Genomic DNA, 17,161 nt, shown 5'->3' on the forward strand with positions numbered 1-17,161 from the left:
GGTCATCGTTTCCGATAACGGGTTAACCAACATCTAATCTTCCTTTTCAGGACCACCAACACAAGCTTCTCTTCCTGAGGAGCTTGTGTTTTTCTTGGAAAAAAATACCTCGGCGGCTCAAAAAGGAAAAGAAAATTGTTGACAGTCTGCCGGTCACTTCGCTATAATCAATTTAGTTAGTCAACGCTAACATCTTCCTCACGTTTAGTTAGCCATAACTAACCATTGGCTTAGAAGGGAGGTTTTCATCATCCATGCCCATCGAAGAGAAGGTCGTCTATTACGCAGCACCTACTCTAGCCGGTTGCAAGGTAGCCAACCTCATCAACCTGACCAAGACCATTTGCTGTCAGGAGGATCTGGACGAATGCAGGCGAAGGCTTTGTGGGGTCGGGATTGACCTAAAAATACTCCGGGAGAATGCTTCCTCCTGCCTCCTCTATATCTACCGGCGGAGCACCTTGGAAGAACTCTTACATACGAAACAAAGCCGTCAATTCCTATCTGGCTACGGCTACCAAGATTTCACTATCCCCGGTGCCCTGAACCAGCTGGCAGACCATTTTAAGAACCCTGCCCTCTTCCCCCATGAGGTGGGTCTCTTTCTCGGCTATCCTATTAACGATGTGGTGGGCTACATCACCCACCAAGGCAAAAATGCCAAACTTATTGGCTATTGGAAGGTCTATGACAATGAGGAAGCAGCAAAGGAAACCTTCTGTCTTTACAACCATTGCCGGAAGGAGCTCTGTGCCCGCTTCCACCAAGGAGAAGCCCTGGCGGACCTATCCGCACTCGGCTAAATGAAAGGAAAGATCATGAAAAAAGTTGCAATTGTCTACTACTCGATGACCGGGAACACGGAGGCCATGGCGGAGGCAGTCCTGGCCGGTCTTGAGGAAGGCGGCGCCGAGGCCACTCTCTTCCCCTCATCCGCCTTTACCGCTGATATGGTGGATTCCTTCGACGGGATCGCCTTCGGTTGTCCTGCCATGGGCGATGAGGAGTTGGAAGAAGATGAATTTGAACCCCTCTTCACGGCCTGTGAAGACAAACTGGAGCAGAAGCCCATCGTTCTCTTTGGCTCTTATTCCTGGGCGGACGGAGAGTGGATGATCCTTTGGAAGGAACGCTGCGCCAATGCCAAGCTCAATGTGGTTGACACGACCATCGCCTACGACCACCCCGATGAGGAAGCAGAAAAGGCCTGCCAAGACCTGGGCAAGGCCCTGGGCGAAGCCCTGGGCGCATAAAAAGCCCAGTAAAATAAGGTCCCTGCTGGACCTATCTTCCCAAAAATCCCGGCTGAGGAAAACTCCTCAGCCGGGATTTTCATCTTTACTTTAGATCCTGAAGGACGGCCAGGATGGTCTCTTGACTCTCCTGGGTCTGGCCATTGACCAGCTGGGGGGACCCCCCTCCCTTAATCCCCAGGGGCTCTCGGACCTGGTCCAACCAGTCTCGAGCCTTGCCCTCAGCGGAGGCAAAGACCAGATTCCACTTTCCCTGGTCTTCAGAAAGGAGGACCTTGGATAACTTCTTTTCAAAAACCAGTTTTTGCCCCAACTGACGAAGACCTCCTCCATCGTAGCCGGGCAAGCAGGCCACCAGGTCCTCCTGACCCGCTAAGCGGTCAGCCTCCAGCTCAACCAGTCTTTCCTCCAGGGCCTTCTTTTCTTCTTTTAACTGAAGTTTGCCGGCCACCAGGGCTTCCACCCGTTCCTGGAGTTGGGCCTCATTTGCTTGCAGGGTCCCTTCCAACTTCCTGAGTAAAGCCTCTTTTTTTGCCAGAAGGCGGCCCACCGTCGGGCCCATCGCTAGATGAACCCGGGAGCCCCGAGAGGTTTTTTCTGCGCTGAAGATCACGCAAGCCCCGATCTCCCCCGTGGAATGGACATGGGGCGTAGAGCAGGGTTGTTCATCCAGGTCCCCATATTTCACCATCCGGACTTCATCATAAGCCTGGTAGGCGGGGTCCGGATAGTCCTTCCCGGGAATATACGTTAGCTCTAAAGGAATATCCCGGAGGATGGCCTCATTGATATAGGCCTGGAGGTCGTCCAGGTCCTTGTCCGTCACTTCCTTCTGGTCCACCTCAAACCACTGGTTTCCTTCCCTGGCCCCAATGGCAATAATGACATGACCCCTCTTTTCAAAATAGCCATCAAAGAGGTGGAGGCAACTTTGAGCGGAAGTATTCGTCAATCGGGTGTCCGGATCCACTTCCATATGGATGGGATCCGTCAGGATTCCCTCTACCCTGTGCCAAAGCCGATCATCTTCCCAGTAGACTTCTGTTACAGGCAATCCGTTGATCATTCCCTTATCGGAAGGCATGCCTCCCTTTTCTCCCCAAAAAACCGTTCGTTCAAAGGCGTAGGCACCATCTTTTTCTTCGCTGATTTTGGTATCCAAGGTCAGTTGCCAAAAATCATCATAAATTTTCTCCATTCCCTCTCCTCCCTATTCGACCATGTCCTCGATTAAGCAACGGGCCTTGTCCAAAATTTCTTTCTTTTCATCCTGATTGAATTGACCCCTGCAGTATCTTCGAATGTCATCATAGCTGAAAAATGCTGATGTCACCGCCGTATCGAAATAATCAAACAGTTCTTCCGGCATAAGGCCACATTGCGTAGAAAAACGATAGACATAGGCAACTTTTCCGTCTACTTCATCATATGTAAAAGAACCATAGTGGATGTCCTTGTTCTTTTGGCCTAAAAGGACACAAAGAGGATACTGATAAAGGGGATCGCATGTATAAGGAAGAGTTGCTTTAATCTGACAGTTGGCGGGATTGATTTGGCAATAGATTCGAATCTTGAGGCGTTTGTCTTTCTCTTTCAACCCCATCCGATATACCAGAAGATCTTCTGAAAGCTCTCCTTTTGTATAGATGAAACCCATATTTTCCAAAAAATGTTCAATGGTATCGGCAAAGTCCTCTAGACTTATCCTATCCTCGTCATCTTCCTCACCGTCATCTTCGCCGTCTTCCAGTAAAAAGTCCACTCCGTAATCCAGGAGATGCTTTACGATTTCTTCATCAGATAGATCGTCCCCAAATTCCTCATTCAGAGCGATTAGTCCGGACAGGTATTCATCGACAACTTCCGCTTCTTCTTTCTCCAGACTCGAATCCAATGCCAATTCGATCAATTCAGCAATCACTTGATCGAAAACGTGTCCCATGATGCCTGCTCCTTTCGGGCAATTTCTTCATCACCAGCTACTTTTTCAGTCTCATTAATCCCTTGTCTCTATTACACCCTATCTTGGTCAAAAAAACAACATTCCTGACCCAATCTCTCATACCTCTCGATCTATCTGAAATACCATCTGATCCAAATTATAAGATAATGTGTATCGAAGTCCCTGTCTTCCCCACCATTGAAGGTTCTTTTCCAGAAGCTGATGAAGGGATGAGACCAGGTTCCTATCCTGAGATAAAACTTGAGGCAATTTGAATACTATCCTGTTCTCCCGCCTTGAATTTTTCCTGATGTAATCGGTTAAGTCCCCCCCATGACGGAAGAAGAGTCCTGATTTTTCATAGACACCAAATGTGATCGGACAGTCCGGTAAGGATTCATTCCAAAAATGACTAGCCGCCATATCTCGGTCGGACAAATTAAAATAGTCATATCGTATGCAGGTTTCGGAAACTGTCCTGTCAAAAGTCACATCAAGTTGGTAATAAGCCCCATCAAGCCCGACCAGGTTCCAGGCATGGTTTTCATCATTTTCCTCCTTTGACTTTCCGAAAACCAGCAAAGAGTCAAGTCCCGACCGGTCTGCCAAATACTTGAAGGCCTTGGCTATCCCTTCACAGACCCCAATCCCATAGAGGATGGCTCCGGGGGCTTCGTGGCTGTAATCCGCTTGGCTATTCCCATATTTGACAATTCGGATAAGGAAGTCATGGATGGCTTTTTCCTTTTGAAAATCATCAAGCGATTTCAATGGATCAACCAGGTCTTGGCACTTCTCGGCCATCAGCTCAAGTGTATCCCCAGTGCGGGAAAATGGAAATCGATAAACCGGAGTGATCTGACAGAGGCAAATGGGAAAAGACGAATAGACCAGGGAAATAGCCTTGATAAAAAAGAGCTCAGGATAATCCATCTTTAGATAACCATAGATCGCCTGTACTTGGGATGGACCGGCCCCACGGCAGACAATCTTCTTGGAATAGGCAAGAAATCCGCTTAGCATATGGTCATAGATTGCCCGATCTTCCAAAGATAAGGTCCTGTAATAGTACTGATCCTGGCAGGAAGGTAAGTAGGTGGATAAATCCATAGAACAACCCCCTTAGAACGGATGAAATAAAAAAAATATTCCTCTTCCATTAAACATTGAAGCATCAGTTTTTTCTGGTGTTAATCACCTGCTATGAATGCGATAAGAACGAAAATGAGAAAGATAATGCCCAGAATACGGATAAAAATCCCCACCAGGATAAAGGCCAGGGCCATGATTAACCCGAAGGCAAAGGCGAAGAGAAGGCAGGTAAGTGGAGAGAGGAGGTATTCGTACCAGCGATGGCAGTGGGTATGACAACCGGGAGCCCATTTCCGGTTAAAGTGGATAGTCCCGATGAAGCCGGAAATGCAGCTTCCTGCTGTGCCGATCATAGTAACCAGGTCATTCCCCGTGGCCGAATAATAGAGTCGGGGTAGAATTTTACTCCCTAAGACATAGAGGATCGTTAAAGAAAAAAGTAAAGTAAAGGGCCAAAAAAAGGAGATCCTGGAAAACAGACTGGGCTGTGAGGGACTGGCAGCTACGGAATGAGCGGAAAGTGCCGGACCGGTTATAACTGCCGGACTAGCTGCAAAAGAAGGTGCCGGATTGACATGGACAGGCCTTACGATGGACCTTGAGGATTCCTTCTTTTCTTTGGTTTTCTTTTCGCCGGCAAAAATCCTCCCCTTCATTGTACTGTGATGGCGGTGGTCAGCCTCACAATAAGGACAGGATTTGTATTTTTTCCAATAAAAATGGCTGGAATTCTTCCGACAAGGGGTTAGCTCCTTCCGGAATCGTATTAGAGCATCTTTCCACTCTGCCGGATCAGGTCTGACCTTTGGCTGGTGGACACCGCCTATAAAAGCCCGCCTGAATAAATCCTGAATGTAAGGTGGGAGGGCTTCGATATCCGGTGTATAGCTGGGAGTGGAAAAATTGAGCAGATCCCTAAAAAAGGGACTTTCTCCGTATTCAACTCGTTGGTCAAGGCTCTTTTTGGGCGGATCAGGGTCTTTTCTAGTGGTTTTCAACTGGCTGCTAAAGGGGTGGCAGCCATTCATCAGCATTCGGAAACAGTGGAGGGCTAGTGAAAAATTATCTGTTTCCTCTGTAAACGTATCGCCGGGACATTCTGCGTAGGTTCTTCCTTTACATTTTCTGATGAGCTCCGGAGCAACGTAACCGGGAGCACATACTTCACACTTGAAGGTCTTTCCACCGCTCATGAAGTGAAAGGAATCGACATCCACAAAACAAACGGTATTATCGTCCCGGATTTTTAGGTTTTCCGGGTTGCCATCACCAAAAACCAGGCCGGCCTGATGGATCCGGTCCACCACATCCGACAGGCTGATCAGACAATCAATCCGATCCTTTATCGTGACATGGAACTTGTCTTCAGCCGGATAAACATAAAGGTCATCCAATTCCCTGGAAGAAATAATCTTGTTCATCCCAAAGCCAATAAAATGATGGCTTTGGTTATAGATCGGGGATAAGGGCCATGCTAAATCAGATTCGAGATGGGCGGCCTTAAAAGAGGGGCTTTCTCCAATCTTGACCATTTCCAGGATCTTTTCCCGCCGTCTTTCCGCATCAACTTCCCGGCGGTATAGCTTCACCAGCTTATTCGGATGACCGCTTATTTCAAAGAGTATGCCCTCTGCACCATGTCTCAGCTCTTCTTCGGCCAGATGGATTCTATTTCCCGCGTGATCGTAATACTGGTTCATTTTCCTACCGCCTATCTAAAGTTCCCGGTTATTCGGGGCGATAATAATCCCAATAGGATTGGGGAACCAGGGCAGAATTTCCCTGACTTCCGCTCTCATCCAAGACAGGATCTGCATAAAGTTTGGCTCTAATCGACTCTTGAAGAGATGTCCAATCGGGCATTTTATAATACTCCTCCCCCAGCCTCTTTGCCGGATGGGAAGGATCAAAGATAACCACAATCGTCTTATCGTCATCGAGCAGACGTTGGGGATATTGCTTAAGATAACAGCGTGCTGCCTTTTCCAGAGCCTTCACCTCCTTAAGGGTTCTTTCTGTCCGGTCCATAAAACGCATGGTCAGAGCAACATTAATTGTCACCTCCTGGTGACGGAGAAGGGGAGGATTGATCTCCTCCCAAACGCCATCTGTCATGACCATAATGGATGATACCGGATCCAGAACTTCCCCAAAAACCCACCGATCCGGTCCGGAGCATAAGGGAAAAACATGGCCATCTTCATCCCTCTGTTGACTGGTGAGAGCAAGATATTCTCCACTGGACATCAAGGCGACAATTCCGCTATCTCCGGATTGACCATAAAAGACCTTTCCCTGATCATAGATGACCAGGGAAAGGGTGGTATCATATTCATTGGAGGGATTGCCCGCTTCTACCGCCTCTTCCAAAACCGCTTTATAGGCATAGACAAAGGCATTATTCATGATCTTCTTCACTTCAGGAAAGTCCATGCCACCCTGATAAAGCTCCATACAATAAAGACAGGATTCTTTTACCGCAATCCTAGCCCCGTCATCTGAATGATACTCTGACCCCAGACCATCCGCCACACCGGCATAGACTACCCCTTCTTTATCCCTTCGGACAAAATAGGCATCCTGACAGGGAATCCCCTCCTTGATATGGTAGGGGCCCGGCATATTTGCTGAATAATAACGGATCATGATACCTCCCTTCTTCCGGCCTTAACCTCCCCATTGACTTCAATTGTTGATCCAGTCATCCAGATCCGGCACTTTAAGGTTAGTGTCCTCCTTTTCAAGAGGGTTATCCACATGAATCTTCTGATCCGGACTGGAGGTGGAGACTGCCTTAATCGAGATCGCCATGAAATCAAAGAATTCAGAGAAATCGAAGCCGGCCTCATCCACCAGTTCGAACACCCGCTTCCCTTCCGTCAGCATTGCAAGAGTTTCCTTGTCATAACCCTTAACGGCCAGGATCCAAAGTTGCATCTTCTTGTCCGCTATCCTTTGCTTAACGAGTTCGGCGATTTCAGAAACATCACCTCCGTATCCATCGGTGATCATAATGATGTAGGGCATCTTGATCTCAATCCCACTCTCGGAATAAAGAGTGCAGCGTTCTCGTATTTTTTTAATCGCTAAATCAAGGCCGGCCGTGATATTGGTTCCGCCTCCTGCCGTAAAATTTACTGAATCCAGTTGGGTGATTGGACGGAAGCCCTGTTCAACCTTAGCCTCTTCATTGAAGCTTAGGACCGCAACATCAACCAGTCTTGAGGCTTTGGGATCCTTACAGACATCAGCCGCAAAACGGTTGACTGACAAATTCACGTTCTGAATGGGCATGCCGGACATGGATCCTGATACATCGCAGAGAATGGCAACCGGCATATGCTGAACATTAACATTTTCCGGGGGCAGTTCGTAATCGTTGAAGTTATACTTGTCGTTCATCATTGACCTCCTCAGCCATTTCATGAAGTGATGGCAGATCGCATAACTCTTAAATGAAGGACTTTTCATGCCTTCTTTCTTGCGATTGCCTTATCTTTACTACGTCTTCATTCTACGAAAAGTAAAGGCCGGGTTATAGGTAAATCCGGATCCAATCCTAAGTAATATCAGGGAGGTCAATAGGTATTCTTTTCCGACTTTTGATGACATAAAAAAAAGAGGCGAAACGCCTCCTTTTGATCGTCCTTTCATTGTTCTCTCTACATATCTTGTCCTGACTTCTGAACTCGTTTTAATCCTCTTCGATATTCCCTTGCTTTGCCCTCCCATTGATGTTGAATGAGTCCAAAATGATTGATTTCTCGAGTTGACAGGGACCCCTTACGGAGATGCCCTGACGGTCGAAAATGACAAAGATGAAAAACCCATTCATGCATGTAATCATCAAGATCCCAACAATAATACAAGCAAGCGGTGGCAAGGGCAATATGATCGAAACAGAGATCATGCTTTGACCGGTAATAGGTGGCCTGGATCAGCGAAGATAGAAAAAGATCTTTCCGACCATGGTTAGTCAAATCGAATGTTGCCTTTCGATAAGGGATAGATCCCAGGGTTAATATCCATTGGAGAACTTGTTGGTATTCCGGTCGGTCAAAGCGCTTGCGACCAAGGAGACAGAGCCTTCTGATGACGAAAGGATAACTTTCCAGTTTTGAAATGACCTGATTTGCCAGTTCATTATCCAGGAGGGCTTCCACCGCTTCTCCCCCTTTCACTTTGGAAAGCCAAATATCGGTTAAGGCCGTGATACTGGAAATCTCCCCCTTTCGGGCTTGTCGGTCAAGAGCAGTCACCATCTCGTCTGTTACTAAAAAATCGTTTTTAATTCGATCCTTATAGGCTTCTGAAAGCTCATCCATTAAGGCTCTTGACAGCCAGGAAATCATTACTGCCCCAAGCCTTTCCTGACCGGGGTTGTCGCTTAAGAGGCAAGACAGGGCCTTTGCAGTAGGAGACCTTCCTCTGTCACATTCCCATAAAACGGAAGCTAAGGCCATGGCTTCCAGGAAACCATCTCCGGAAGGATCCGCCTCAAAGCTGGTACGAAGAGCAAGAACAAAGGCATAGGCTGACCGCGCCTTCATGCAGGCAACCAGCAAGTCCTTTTGGTCTGTTACCATAACCGGCGAGGAAAAAACTGACTTCGTCAAATACAGGGCGTGATCCCTGGTCAGGGACAGATCCGTCTCAATAACTTGACGCAAGCGGTTCACATTCTTTACTTCATGAAAAACCTGATAGAGTAAGGTATCAAATTCCGCCTGATGATTTTCTTCCAAATCCAAAAGTGCAAAATTAATAATATTAGTCCAACTGCTGTCATCAATATGGGGAAGGAGAATTCCCAAGGGGTCCGGCTTGATCATTTCCTTATTCAAGCGGAGATGGCAGCAAGCGTGGGCTGTTAGAAACTCCTGGTAGGACCGGATAGGGAAAGTATAGTAAACCCCTGAATCCTTTTCTTCTTTCTCAAGAATACCTAGATGATTTGTAAGGGAATGAAGGAAATCACGAAAATTCTCCAGGTCTCCGTTTTTGATGATGTCTGTATGGAAACTCAAACTACGGAAATCCTCCCAAGTTTCTTTGAACGTGCTCAGCGAAATCACCATCAGATCCCGTATCTGCATTTGATAGGCAATAAAGCTTAAAACGGTCATCGTATCTTCATAAACAGAACGTTTTTTTTCATGGGATTTGACATGGCCGGTGAAGTATTCCCATAAGCTATCGCGAAACAGTTGATAGCGATTCAAGGAGAGAGAATCATTGGCGACCTGGTTGAGCATAAAAATGAGTTCGAGCGGAGTTCTCATGAATTCCCTTAAGTATTCATACTTTTCCTGATTCAGGATATTGTCCATAGTGGATTGGAGAGAATCCCGGTATTCAGGGGGCTGGGTCAAATCGATCCAGTGATAGGAATATTTTTTTGCGTCCTCACCCGTCAAAGGAATAATTGACCGTCCACGAAAAGACATCTTATCCAAAAGGCTTAGAATTTTCGGATGCGAAAGACCGGCGGGTCTCGATGTCATGATAATCGGCGCATTGGGATGTTTTTTGAGGTGTTCATCAAGGGCGGAGAGGAAGGTCATCCGCATTTTTTCGGAACACTCATCCAATCCGTCGACCAGCAGGAGCATTCTATCCAAAGATTGGTGGAGCCAGGATGTTACCTCCTCCTCGCTAATACCGGGCCGGCTTTGATGGGGATAACGGTTTTTCCCCATGACGGACAGAATGCTATCGTTTATCACCTCAACCAGGGAAAAGGCCGGACCAGTGATTCCCCTGAGTTCGATCAGGCAAGGAATGAAGTCACCGGTTAGTGAATATTTTCTTCCCAAATTGATATGGTCTGCCTCTTTACTCCAGGGATGGGAATAATAAAGAGCAATTCGCCGAAGAAGGGTGGTTTTCCCATGACCGGCACTGGCAATCAAGATGATGCGACTGGGACAATCCGGATCAGAAATAACCAGCCTGGCAGGATCAAAACGACTCTCCACATAGAGCAAGCTATTTGTTGATAGACTATCCATTGGATTTTTGTCAGAATCGCCTTTCTCTGGAAAAATATGGGGAGGTGAATTGGATATTATATACTTTTCAAAGTAGGATTCTATCATCCTATCCAAATCCTTTTGTCGTTCTCTCCCTTCAAGATCGGAATCGGAAAAATGTTCTTTCAGCCAATGAGCATTTTTTATTTGGTCGGCATAAGTCTGAAAAGCATTCCTTCCCTCACCAATTTCCAGGGGATAAAACAATCGCTCAAAAGGATAAGTGATTCCACTTGCTCGGTCAAACGTTATTTGACTGAGGGAATATTCCAGCGACTTTCGATATAAGAATTCTTCCTTTGTCATTTTCATGGGGAGTCACCTTTATTCAACGACAACATATCAATTATGACAGCAATTTTTGAAAGGAAAACTTTCCTACCTTTCCCTTTACTTTTGCTTCCATTTTATGCGTTTGTGAAGAGAGAATCTAAGTAAAAATTACAAAAATAAAGGGAAAAGAAACCACTCCTACTTGATTTGAAAATCTCGGGAAAACCACTTGATATTTTCCTGGTAGGCCGGTGATAGAAACAAAGCTTCTTTATTCTCACCCATCTCCTTTAGGATTTCTGAGGTAAAAATCCTCATCAGAAGGAGTCTTTGTGCTCGACGAACGTACTTGGCATCCCAATTTCCCGGCATGGCGGCGGTAGATATATTATTACCGTACCGGTTGAGAATGAGATCAACCATAGCCTTAATCAGAATCCTTTCCTCAGCACGGTCAGAAAAGTCTCGGGTGGTCAAGTCAAAAATAAGTTGCTCTGCCAGTTGAACATTTTCCAAATTGATGTCACAGACCAAGGGAACCAGTAAGCTTACATAATCCGCCGGTTCGGTAATGGAGGAGAGGATATGAAGTCCGTCACCTCCACTTTCCTCATTAATCAATCCGGCTCGGATACCCTTAGCCGCCAACTCAAAGCGGATCTGCGGGTTGATAAATTGATAGTCATTGTCCGCCCCATCCGCCGGAACGATCAAGCCTACTTCAGTAATAAAAATTTCGTGTAGGCGGTCCATGATCATCCCAATCTCCTCTTGACGGAGACCGGTTTCGTCTATCCACTTGTGGAGATAGCGGTTGAGTTTTTGTCGAGAAAAGTGGGGACTACCTGTGGAGACCGTTTCAAGAGCAACTTCCTGAAGGATCTTAAGGATATTCATTAAAACATCGTAAATTACCGGATCTGCTGACCGGTTATTTTTTAACATCCGATCAACCAGGGTTGTGATTAAACGCTGGGTGATGCTGCCCAAATCATGACCAAAATAAAAGCAGACTACGGATAGCATATAGGGATTAACTGAATAATCCTGATAAAAATGATTTCTACGAATTTCCTCAAGGAGTTCTAATGACTCCTCTTCCGGGATATTGGAAAAGCGGTTCCACTTCATGACCAGGTTCTTTCTCTGGTCTTCATTGAGAGGGCAAATTCGAAAAGTTGACCAGTAAGGATCCATATCTAATGCATGATCCAAGGCAGTCATCGTTTGGGATGACATTTCCCGGGAAGAAACAATGACGTGGGCACCGACCTCATGACTCTCCGGAAAACAGCAATAGCTGTCGTAAAAGGCGGAGATGGCATGAAGATAGGCGTTACGCATATCCCCGGATGAGATTTCATCAAAAGAATCCAAAATGAGCAATAATTTTCCGGCCCTGGCCAATTCCTGCAAGTAATCTGTCAGAGGACCGGAGATTTTGAACCCATCCTGTGGCTGAGAAAGCGTACCAGGTATGATACCTGGAGAAACTTGACCGGAGAAAAAATTACGCCCCTCCGATAGTCGCCACATACTATTGAAAAACAAGCTAACAAGATCTTTTGTCCATTCACGGTATCGCTCATCCTGGTAACAAAAAGAAAATAAACGGGCCGGTATGCTGATGAGGTATAAGTTGGTCGGTGGATCCAAGTCATCAGTTACCTCTTTCAGGGAATGATTGTTTTTCTCACGGCCATATCGATCCGCCAGCATGCAAATTGACGCCATTTGAAGAAAGGCACTCTTCCCCATGCCGGTTTTTGCCACAATCTTCACTCTTTGACTCTTGGATGCCCTTTCCATAGTGGAAAGAGGCATTCCTACTTTCTCCCCATTTTGTTCAAAAATCGGGGGGACATAAAAGTCCTGGGGATAAAGCTTTTTGACCGTCTGGATGGAACGGGGCTCAAAAAACTGAATGCATCGGTAAAGAGCTTCTTCCGCTTTATCCAAGGCTAATGACGCTTCTACCCCCTCTTTGAAAGTGTGGGCAAAATGATCCTGGAGTTTTTCTATCGTATCCTGATCTTTTTCCACCGAATAGGTCCCGATCATTTCAAAGATGGTCAGCGTCACCATGCCAAAGAAGAGAATACCTTTGTTGGCCATACGGGTAAATCTTCTTCCATCGATCGAGGCCTCTTCACCCAGTTCCTCCCAATCAAAAGAAAACAAACCACCGGCTACGATGGGATCAATATCGTCAATTCCAACAAATTCCAGGCATTTTTCAAAAAAAACCTTCCTCGTTGTCAAACTAGCCTTTCTGGACAAGAGAAGATAGGTAAAAAAAAGGGCGGTATCGAAACTTTTATTGATTTTTGACCGACTGCCGGACTCCCTCAGCCAGCCTTTCAGACTTCCACTCGTCTGATCGCAAAAAGAAAAGAGGGTTTCAGAATAGTGTTCATAGGCTTGATCTTCCAGGAGATAGGGTGTTTTATCAAAAAGAAAGTTGCTAGCCTTCCCCATCTCAAACATGAGGCGAAAAAGAGGGGTATCTTCTTTCAGTTTCCTCTCCTCCCATTCATCACCAAGAAGCCCTGTTTCTTTGGCGGCAATTTCGCAGGCTAAAGTATACCCGTATCCTGTTTTCGTGCACTCTAAGTCTTGTAAGTCGGGGAAGATGGCATTAAGAAAGAGTAATAGAAATTCATCTCTCTTTGGCATCTTTTCCGGTGTGAAATAATTCATTCCTTCTCCCCCTTTTTCACAATAAGAAATTGTATTGGATAAGGCCTCTTTATTAAATTATACAATGGGCTGACTTTTTTATAAAATATATCCATCTTCTTGCACAATAAAAAGGATCCCCATAATTAATGAAAAAGATATTTTTTCCATGGAATCCGATAACAAACATGGCTATCTTGCCAATTGGAGGAAACGATGGTTGCCGGAATGACCTATTATGAAATTTGCTGGTACTTCCTCATTTATTCTTTTGGGGGTTGGATTGTAGAAGTGATCTTCCATGCCGTAACCTTGGGAAAGGTGGTTAACCGAGGTTTTTTGAATGGCCCGGTTTGCCCGGTCTATGGGTTTGGCGTATTATCTGTCTTTGCTGCCATCAATCTCATGCAAAGTAACGGTCAAAGATTAAATTCCTTGGAGATTTTTCTGTTCGGGGTAATTCTAGCTACCCTGGTAGAGCTCCTGGCCGGATGGCTTCTGGACCGGTGTTTTCATGCCCGGTGGTGGGATTACTCCGCAAAGCCGTTCAACTTCCGAGGGTATATTTGCCTTGAGTTTTCCTTAATCTGGGGATTGGCTATTCTCTTTGTTGTCCATATTTTTCAGACTTTTGTCGATCACCATACGGTGAAATCTCTGGCTCCCCGTGAGGGCTGGATTCTCCTGGCTCTTCTCTATGCCATTTATCTTGCGGACTTTTTGGTCACCCTGGCTATCATCCGGGGCTTTAACAAAAACCTGACAAAACTGGATCAGATTCGGTCGGATATGCGGATCGTCAGTGACCGGATCAGCGAGCGGGTAGGAACCAGGACATTAGAAACCGCCCAGATCGTCGATGAAGGTAAGCTACAGGCAAAACTCGCCAGGGCAGAGTTAAAAGACGTGATCCGCGAGAAAAAAACTGAGCTAGCGGATGTTCAGACAATAAAACAGCAAGACACGGTGAAAGACTTGAAAGATAAATTTAACGCCCTTCAAGGGGAATTTGATCGTATTTCCTCCTCCCTCACTTCAGCCTCTTTTTTTGGTCAGGGACACCTCTTAAAAGCATTTCCCGAAATGAAACATCGAAAGTATCCGGAACTCATCAAGGTGCTAAAAGAAAAACTCCACTAAATGATTCCACCACCCGGAATCAAATCCTTCTCCATGTAAAAACCGGTCACCTAGTTCAGGACATCCTGATCAAAGTGACCGGTTTCTTATTAAGCGTCTTATTGAAGATAGCGTTCCGTCAAACTCATATAATGGCGGTATAAGCTACCAAAGCGTCGTCGATAATTCTTTTTCCAGGGCTTATCTTTTCCACAAAAATGAAGGATGGAAGTGTTCTCCATCACCCACTCCAGATTCTCCTTCCCTCCGCTTCTTAAGAGGTAATTGCTATAGTTCCTGGCATCATAATTCCAGCGAACGTCGTCAAGACTTAAGATTTTTGATCCGTAAAGTGCATTCAGGGCATCCTGGTCGGGCAAGAGAAGGGACATGGGATTGTCTTCAACAAAGCGGAAAAGGTCATCCGGGACGATCTCTTTTCTCGCCTCTTCCAGGTTGATCAAAAGAACGCCTGAATTATAGTAATCCGTCTTGGTTTTTAGACGAATCTTATTCACACTGTTGGCCATTTCCGTCTTTCCGGTATGAGCCGCTGCAGCAAAAAGATAAGCGGTTACATCCTTCTCCCACAGGGCATTGAGCGAATTGATCACCAGAATATCCGGGTCTAAATAGAGTATTTTATCAAGGTCATGAGGAAGCCATTTTCCCGCCAGCAGCCGGTAATACATCTCCCTGGGGTAGCGATCGGTAACCTTGGCAGAACAAAAGGTCTCTCCATCCGCCTTGATGGGCAGCAGACGAAAGCCATAGCGGTCACAATCTTTGGACAAGGCCTCCAAATTCTTCTCAGGAATTTGACGGTGTAAAAGATAAACATCGAAAGCCTGACCCGGATGGTTGATGTAGATGGAGGTAAGAAGAACCCTCAGCTGCGGAAGATAGTGTTGATCAAGTGTTACCAGAAGTGGAATTCGCATAGTTATTTCCCTCGGTTATAAAAGTAGGCGAAGGCGATAGCTCCTGCCGAAGTCAAAACCTTAATCACCATCAATAGGAAAAACGGCAGGGATAGGGGGTTCATCAGAACATCTCCCAACAAGGTATTGGTGATGACGCTGATCGCACTGCCCAGAAGACCCGAAAACAAATAAAGGGGGTAATCAGTCCGTGAAGCCCCAAAATAGAAGCTGGTGATGTCACAGGGGAACCAGCCGATCAGTCGAACAATAAAGCTGGCGAAAAATTCATTTCTTTTTTGAATATCCACCAGCTTGTCGATTTTGGGGTATTTTGCCTTTACGTAGTCCATCTCTTCCGCCCCGGACCAACGACCTAAAAGGTAAGGGAGGGTCATGGTAACGGCCAGGCCCAAAAAGCTGATGCAGACTGCCCAGACCGGAGGAAACAGGATACCGCTCGCCACATATAAGGATAGAAGAGGTATGACGATCGTCAGACTTTTTATGGCAAAAAGGAGCAAAAGCCAGATGACGGAACGAACCGGATTCCCTGAGGCTTGAGCGACCAGAGATTCCACGCTAAACTTCCCGTCAATGGTGAAATGGATGCCCAGTAGGACAAAGAGAAAGCAAACCAGGCCAACGACCTGGATCCTTCTGAATTTAACCGCAACTCTCTGATCCTCTGCCTCACCGTCGGATTTTCTTCTTATTTCCAAGCGACTTTCTCCCAGGGAAGGCTGGCTGTATTTTCTCCGAAATGACCATAACAAGCCGTCTGCAAGTAGATGGGGCGTTTCAGATCAAATTTTTTAATGATTCCGGTCGGTGTCAGGTCTTCCCTTTTTTCAATTTCGCAGATAATCTCCTCTTCCGTCAATTTCCCGCGGCCGAAGGTTTCGACATGGATGGAAACGGGCTCTGCTACGCCAATCGCATAACTCAGCTGGACCTCACAGGCATCCGCAAACCCGCATGCTACGATGTTTTTCGCCAGGTACCGGGCCATGTAGGCCGCACTGCGGTCAACTTTTGAGGGGTCTTTTCCCGAGAAGGAACCACCGCCATGACGGGCATAGCCGCCATAGGTATCCACGATAATCTTCCGTCCAGTCAAGCCGGTGTCACCGGCAGGTCCGCCGATAACAAAACGTCCGGTCGGATTAATAAAAATCTTCGTCTTCTCATCAAAGAGGTCGGAAGGAAGGACATCTTTCAGAACCTTGTTGACTAATTCCATTTTCAGGTGGTTGAGATTGACCTCTTCCTTATGCTGGGTGGAAAGAACCACAGTATCAATATGAACCGGCCGGCCATCCAGGTACTCAACAGTGATCTGGCCCTTGCTGTCGGGTAAGAGTCCCTTGATTTCTCCCTTTTTTCTTGCCTGAGCCAACCGCTTCAGCATCTTATGGGAAAGGGCGATGGCCAGGGGCATATAGCTCTCGGTTTCCGTGCAGGCGTAGCCGAACATCATTCCCTGGTCGCCGGCGCCGTTCTTCTCCTCGCTGGCCTTGGTCACCCCCATGGCAATATCCGGGGACTGGTCATGGACGTCCACGGTAATTTGGCAGGAGTCAGCATCAAAGCCGATTCCGGGGATGGTATAACCGATGCGGCGGATTTGTTCTCTGGCTATCGCATCGTAATCCACGGATGCTCTTGAAGTGACCTCACCCATGATATGGAGGCGGTCAACCGTAGCGGTCACTTCGCAGGCCACATGGGCATTGGGGTCCTGAGAAAGATGGGCATCCAGGATAGCATCAGCGATTTGGTCGCAGACCTTATCCGGATGGCCTTCGGATACACTTTCAGAAGTAAAAAAAGTACGCATGACAAACCTCC

14 protein-coding genes are annotated in these 17,161 nt (G+C 46.5%); 3 read left to right on the forward strand and 11 right to left on the reverse strand.

Annotated features, from left to right (window positions below):
* Positions 1-254: 254 nt before the first annotated feature.
* The gene (locus BN2373_RS00360; RefSeq protein WP_053942217.1) at positions 255-803 is read left to right on the forward strand and encodes a DUF3793 family protein; all 549 of its coding nucleotides are present in this window, start codon (positions 255-257) and stop codon (positions 801-803) included.
* Positions 804-818: 15 nt separating this feature from the next.
* Positions 819-1,253, forward strand: coding sequence for a flavodoxin (locus BN2373_RS00365; RefSeq protein WP_053942413.1), 435 nt, complete (start codon positions 819-821; stop codon positions 1,251-1,253).
* A gap of 85 nt (positions 1,254-1,338) precedes the next feature.
* Here the strand turns inward: BN2373_RS00365 and BN2373_RS00370 are convergent, their stop codons facing one another.
* From BN2373_RS00370 to BN2373_RS00405, 8 genes are all read right to left on the reverse strand, one after another.
* Positions 1,339-2,451: an alanyl-tRNA editing protein gene (locus BN2373_RS00370; protein WP_053942218.1), complete on the reverse strand. Its 1,113-nt coding sequence runs from the start codon at positions 2,449-2,451 to the stop codon at positions 1,339-1,341.
* 12 nt (positions 2,452-2,463) lie between these two features.
* Positions 2,464-3,195: a hypothetical protein gene (locus BN2373_RS00375; RefSeq protein ID WP_053942219.1), complete on the reverse strand. Its 732-nt coding sequence runs from the start codon at positions 3,193-3,195 to the stop codon at positions 2,464-2,466.
* A 117-nt stretch (positions 3,196-3,312) separates the two neighbouring features.
* On the reverse strand, positions 3,313-4,305 hold the full coding sequence (locus BN2373_RS00380) for a transglutaminase domain-containing protein (protein ID WP_053942220.1): 993 nt from the start codon (positions 4,303-4,305) through the stop codon (positions 3,313-3,315).
* An 80-nt stretch (positions 4,306-4,385) separates the two neighbouring features.
* Positions 4,386-5,987, reverse strand: coding sequence for a hypothetical protein (locus BN2373_RS00385; protein WP_053942221.1), 1,602 nt, complete (start codon positions 5,985-5,987; stop codon positions 4,386-4,388).
* A 28-nt stretch (positions 5,988-6,015) separates the two neighbouring features.
* The gene (locus tag BN2373_RS00390) at positions 6,016-6,933 is read right to left on the reverse strand and encodes a protein phosphatase 2C domain-containing protein (protein ID WP_053942222.1); all 918 of its coding nucleotides are present in this window, start codon (positions 6,931-6,933) and stop codon (positions 6,016-6,018) included.
* A 39-nt stretch (positions 6,934-6,972) separates the two neighbouring features.
* Entirely contained in the window at positions 6,973-7,689 is a 717-nt protein-coding gene (locus BN2373_RS00395) for a vWA domain-containing protein (RefSeq protein WP_053942223.1), read from the reverse strand.
* A gap of 260 nt (positions 7,690-7,949) precedes the next feature.
* Positions 7,950-10,631, reverse strand: coding sequence for an NACHT domain-containing protein (locus BN2373_RS00400; protein WP_053942224.1), 2,682 nt, complete (start codon positions 10,629-10,631; stop codon positions 7,950-7,952).
* A gap of 159 nt (positions 10,632-10,790) precedes the next feature.
* The gene (locus BN2373_RS00405; RefSeq protein WP_053942225.1) at positions 10,791-13,292 is read right to left on the reverse strand and encodes an NACHT domain-containing protein; all 2,502 of its coding nucleotides are present in this window, start codon (positions 13,290-13,292) and stop codon (positions 10,791-10,793) included.
* A gap of 195 nt (positions 13,293-13,487) precedes the next feature.
* Here BN2373_RS00405 and BN2373_RS00410 point away from each other — a divergent pair, with 195 nt between their 5' ends.
* Positions 13,488-14,411, forward strand: a complete 924-nt coding sequence (locus tag BN2373_RS00410) for a putative ABC transporter permease (RefSeq protein ID WP_053942226.1) — start codon at positions 13,488-13,490, stop codon at positions 14,409-14,411.
* Positions 14,412-14,509: 98 nt separating this feature from the next.
* Here BN2373_RS00410 and BN2373_RS00415 read toward each other — a convergent pair whose 3' ends face one another.
* Genes BN2373_RS00415 through metK form a run of 3 tightly spaced genes read right to left on the reverse strand, consistent with a single transcriptional unit; the run spans position 14,510 to position 17,150 of the window.
* Positions 14,510-15,331: a glycosyltransferase family 8 protein gene (locus BN2373_RS00415; protein WP_053942227.1), complete on the reverse strand. Its 822-nt coding sequence runs from the start codon at positions 15,329-15,331 to the stop codon at positions 14,510-14,512.
* A gap of 2 nt (positions 15,332-15,333) precedes the next feature.
* Positions 15,334-16,032 carry a TVP38/TMEM64 family protein gene (locus BN2373_RS00420; protein ID WP_053942228.1) on the reverse strand — a complete coding sequence of 233 codons (699 nt, stop codon included), beginning with the start codon at positions 16,030-16,032 and terminating at the stop codon, positions 15,334-15,336.
* The gene (gene metK, locus BN2373_RS00425) at positions 16,023-17,150 is read right to left on the reverse strand and encodes a methionine adenosyltransferase (RefSeq protein WP_053942229.1); all 1,128 of its coding nucleotides are present in this window, start codon (positions 17,148-17,150) and stop codon (positions 16,023-16,025) included. Before metK ends, BN2373_RS00420 begins: the two co-directional genes overlap by 10 nt.
* Positions 17,151-17,161: the final 11 nt, after the last annotated feature.

It is taken from the genome of Kallipyga gabonensis (genome assembly GCF_001286805.1).
Lineage (GTDB): Bacteria > Bacillota > Clostridia > Tissierellales > Peptoniphilaceae > Kallipyga > Kallipyga gabonensis.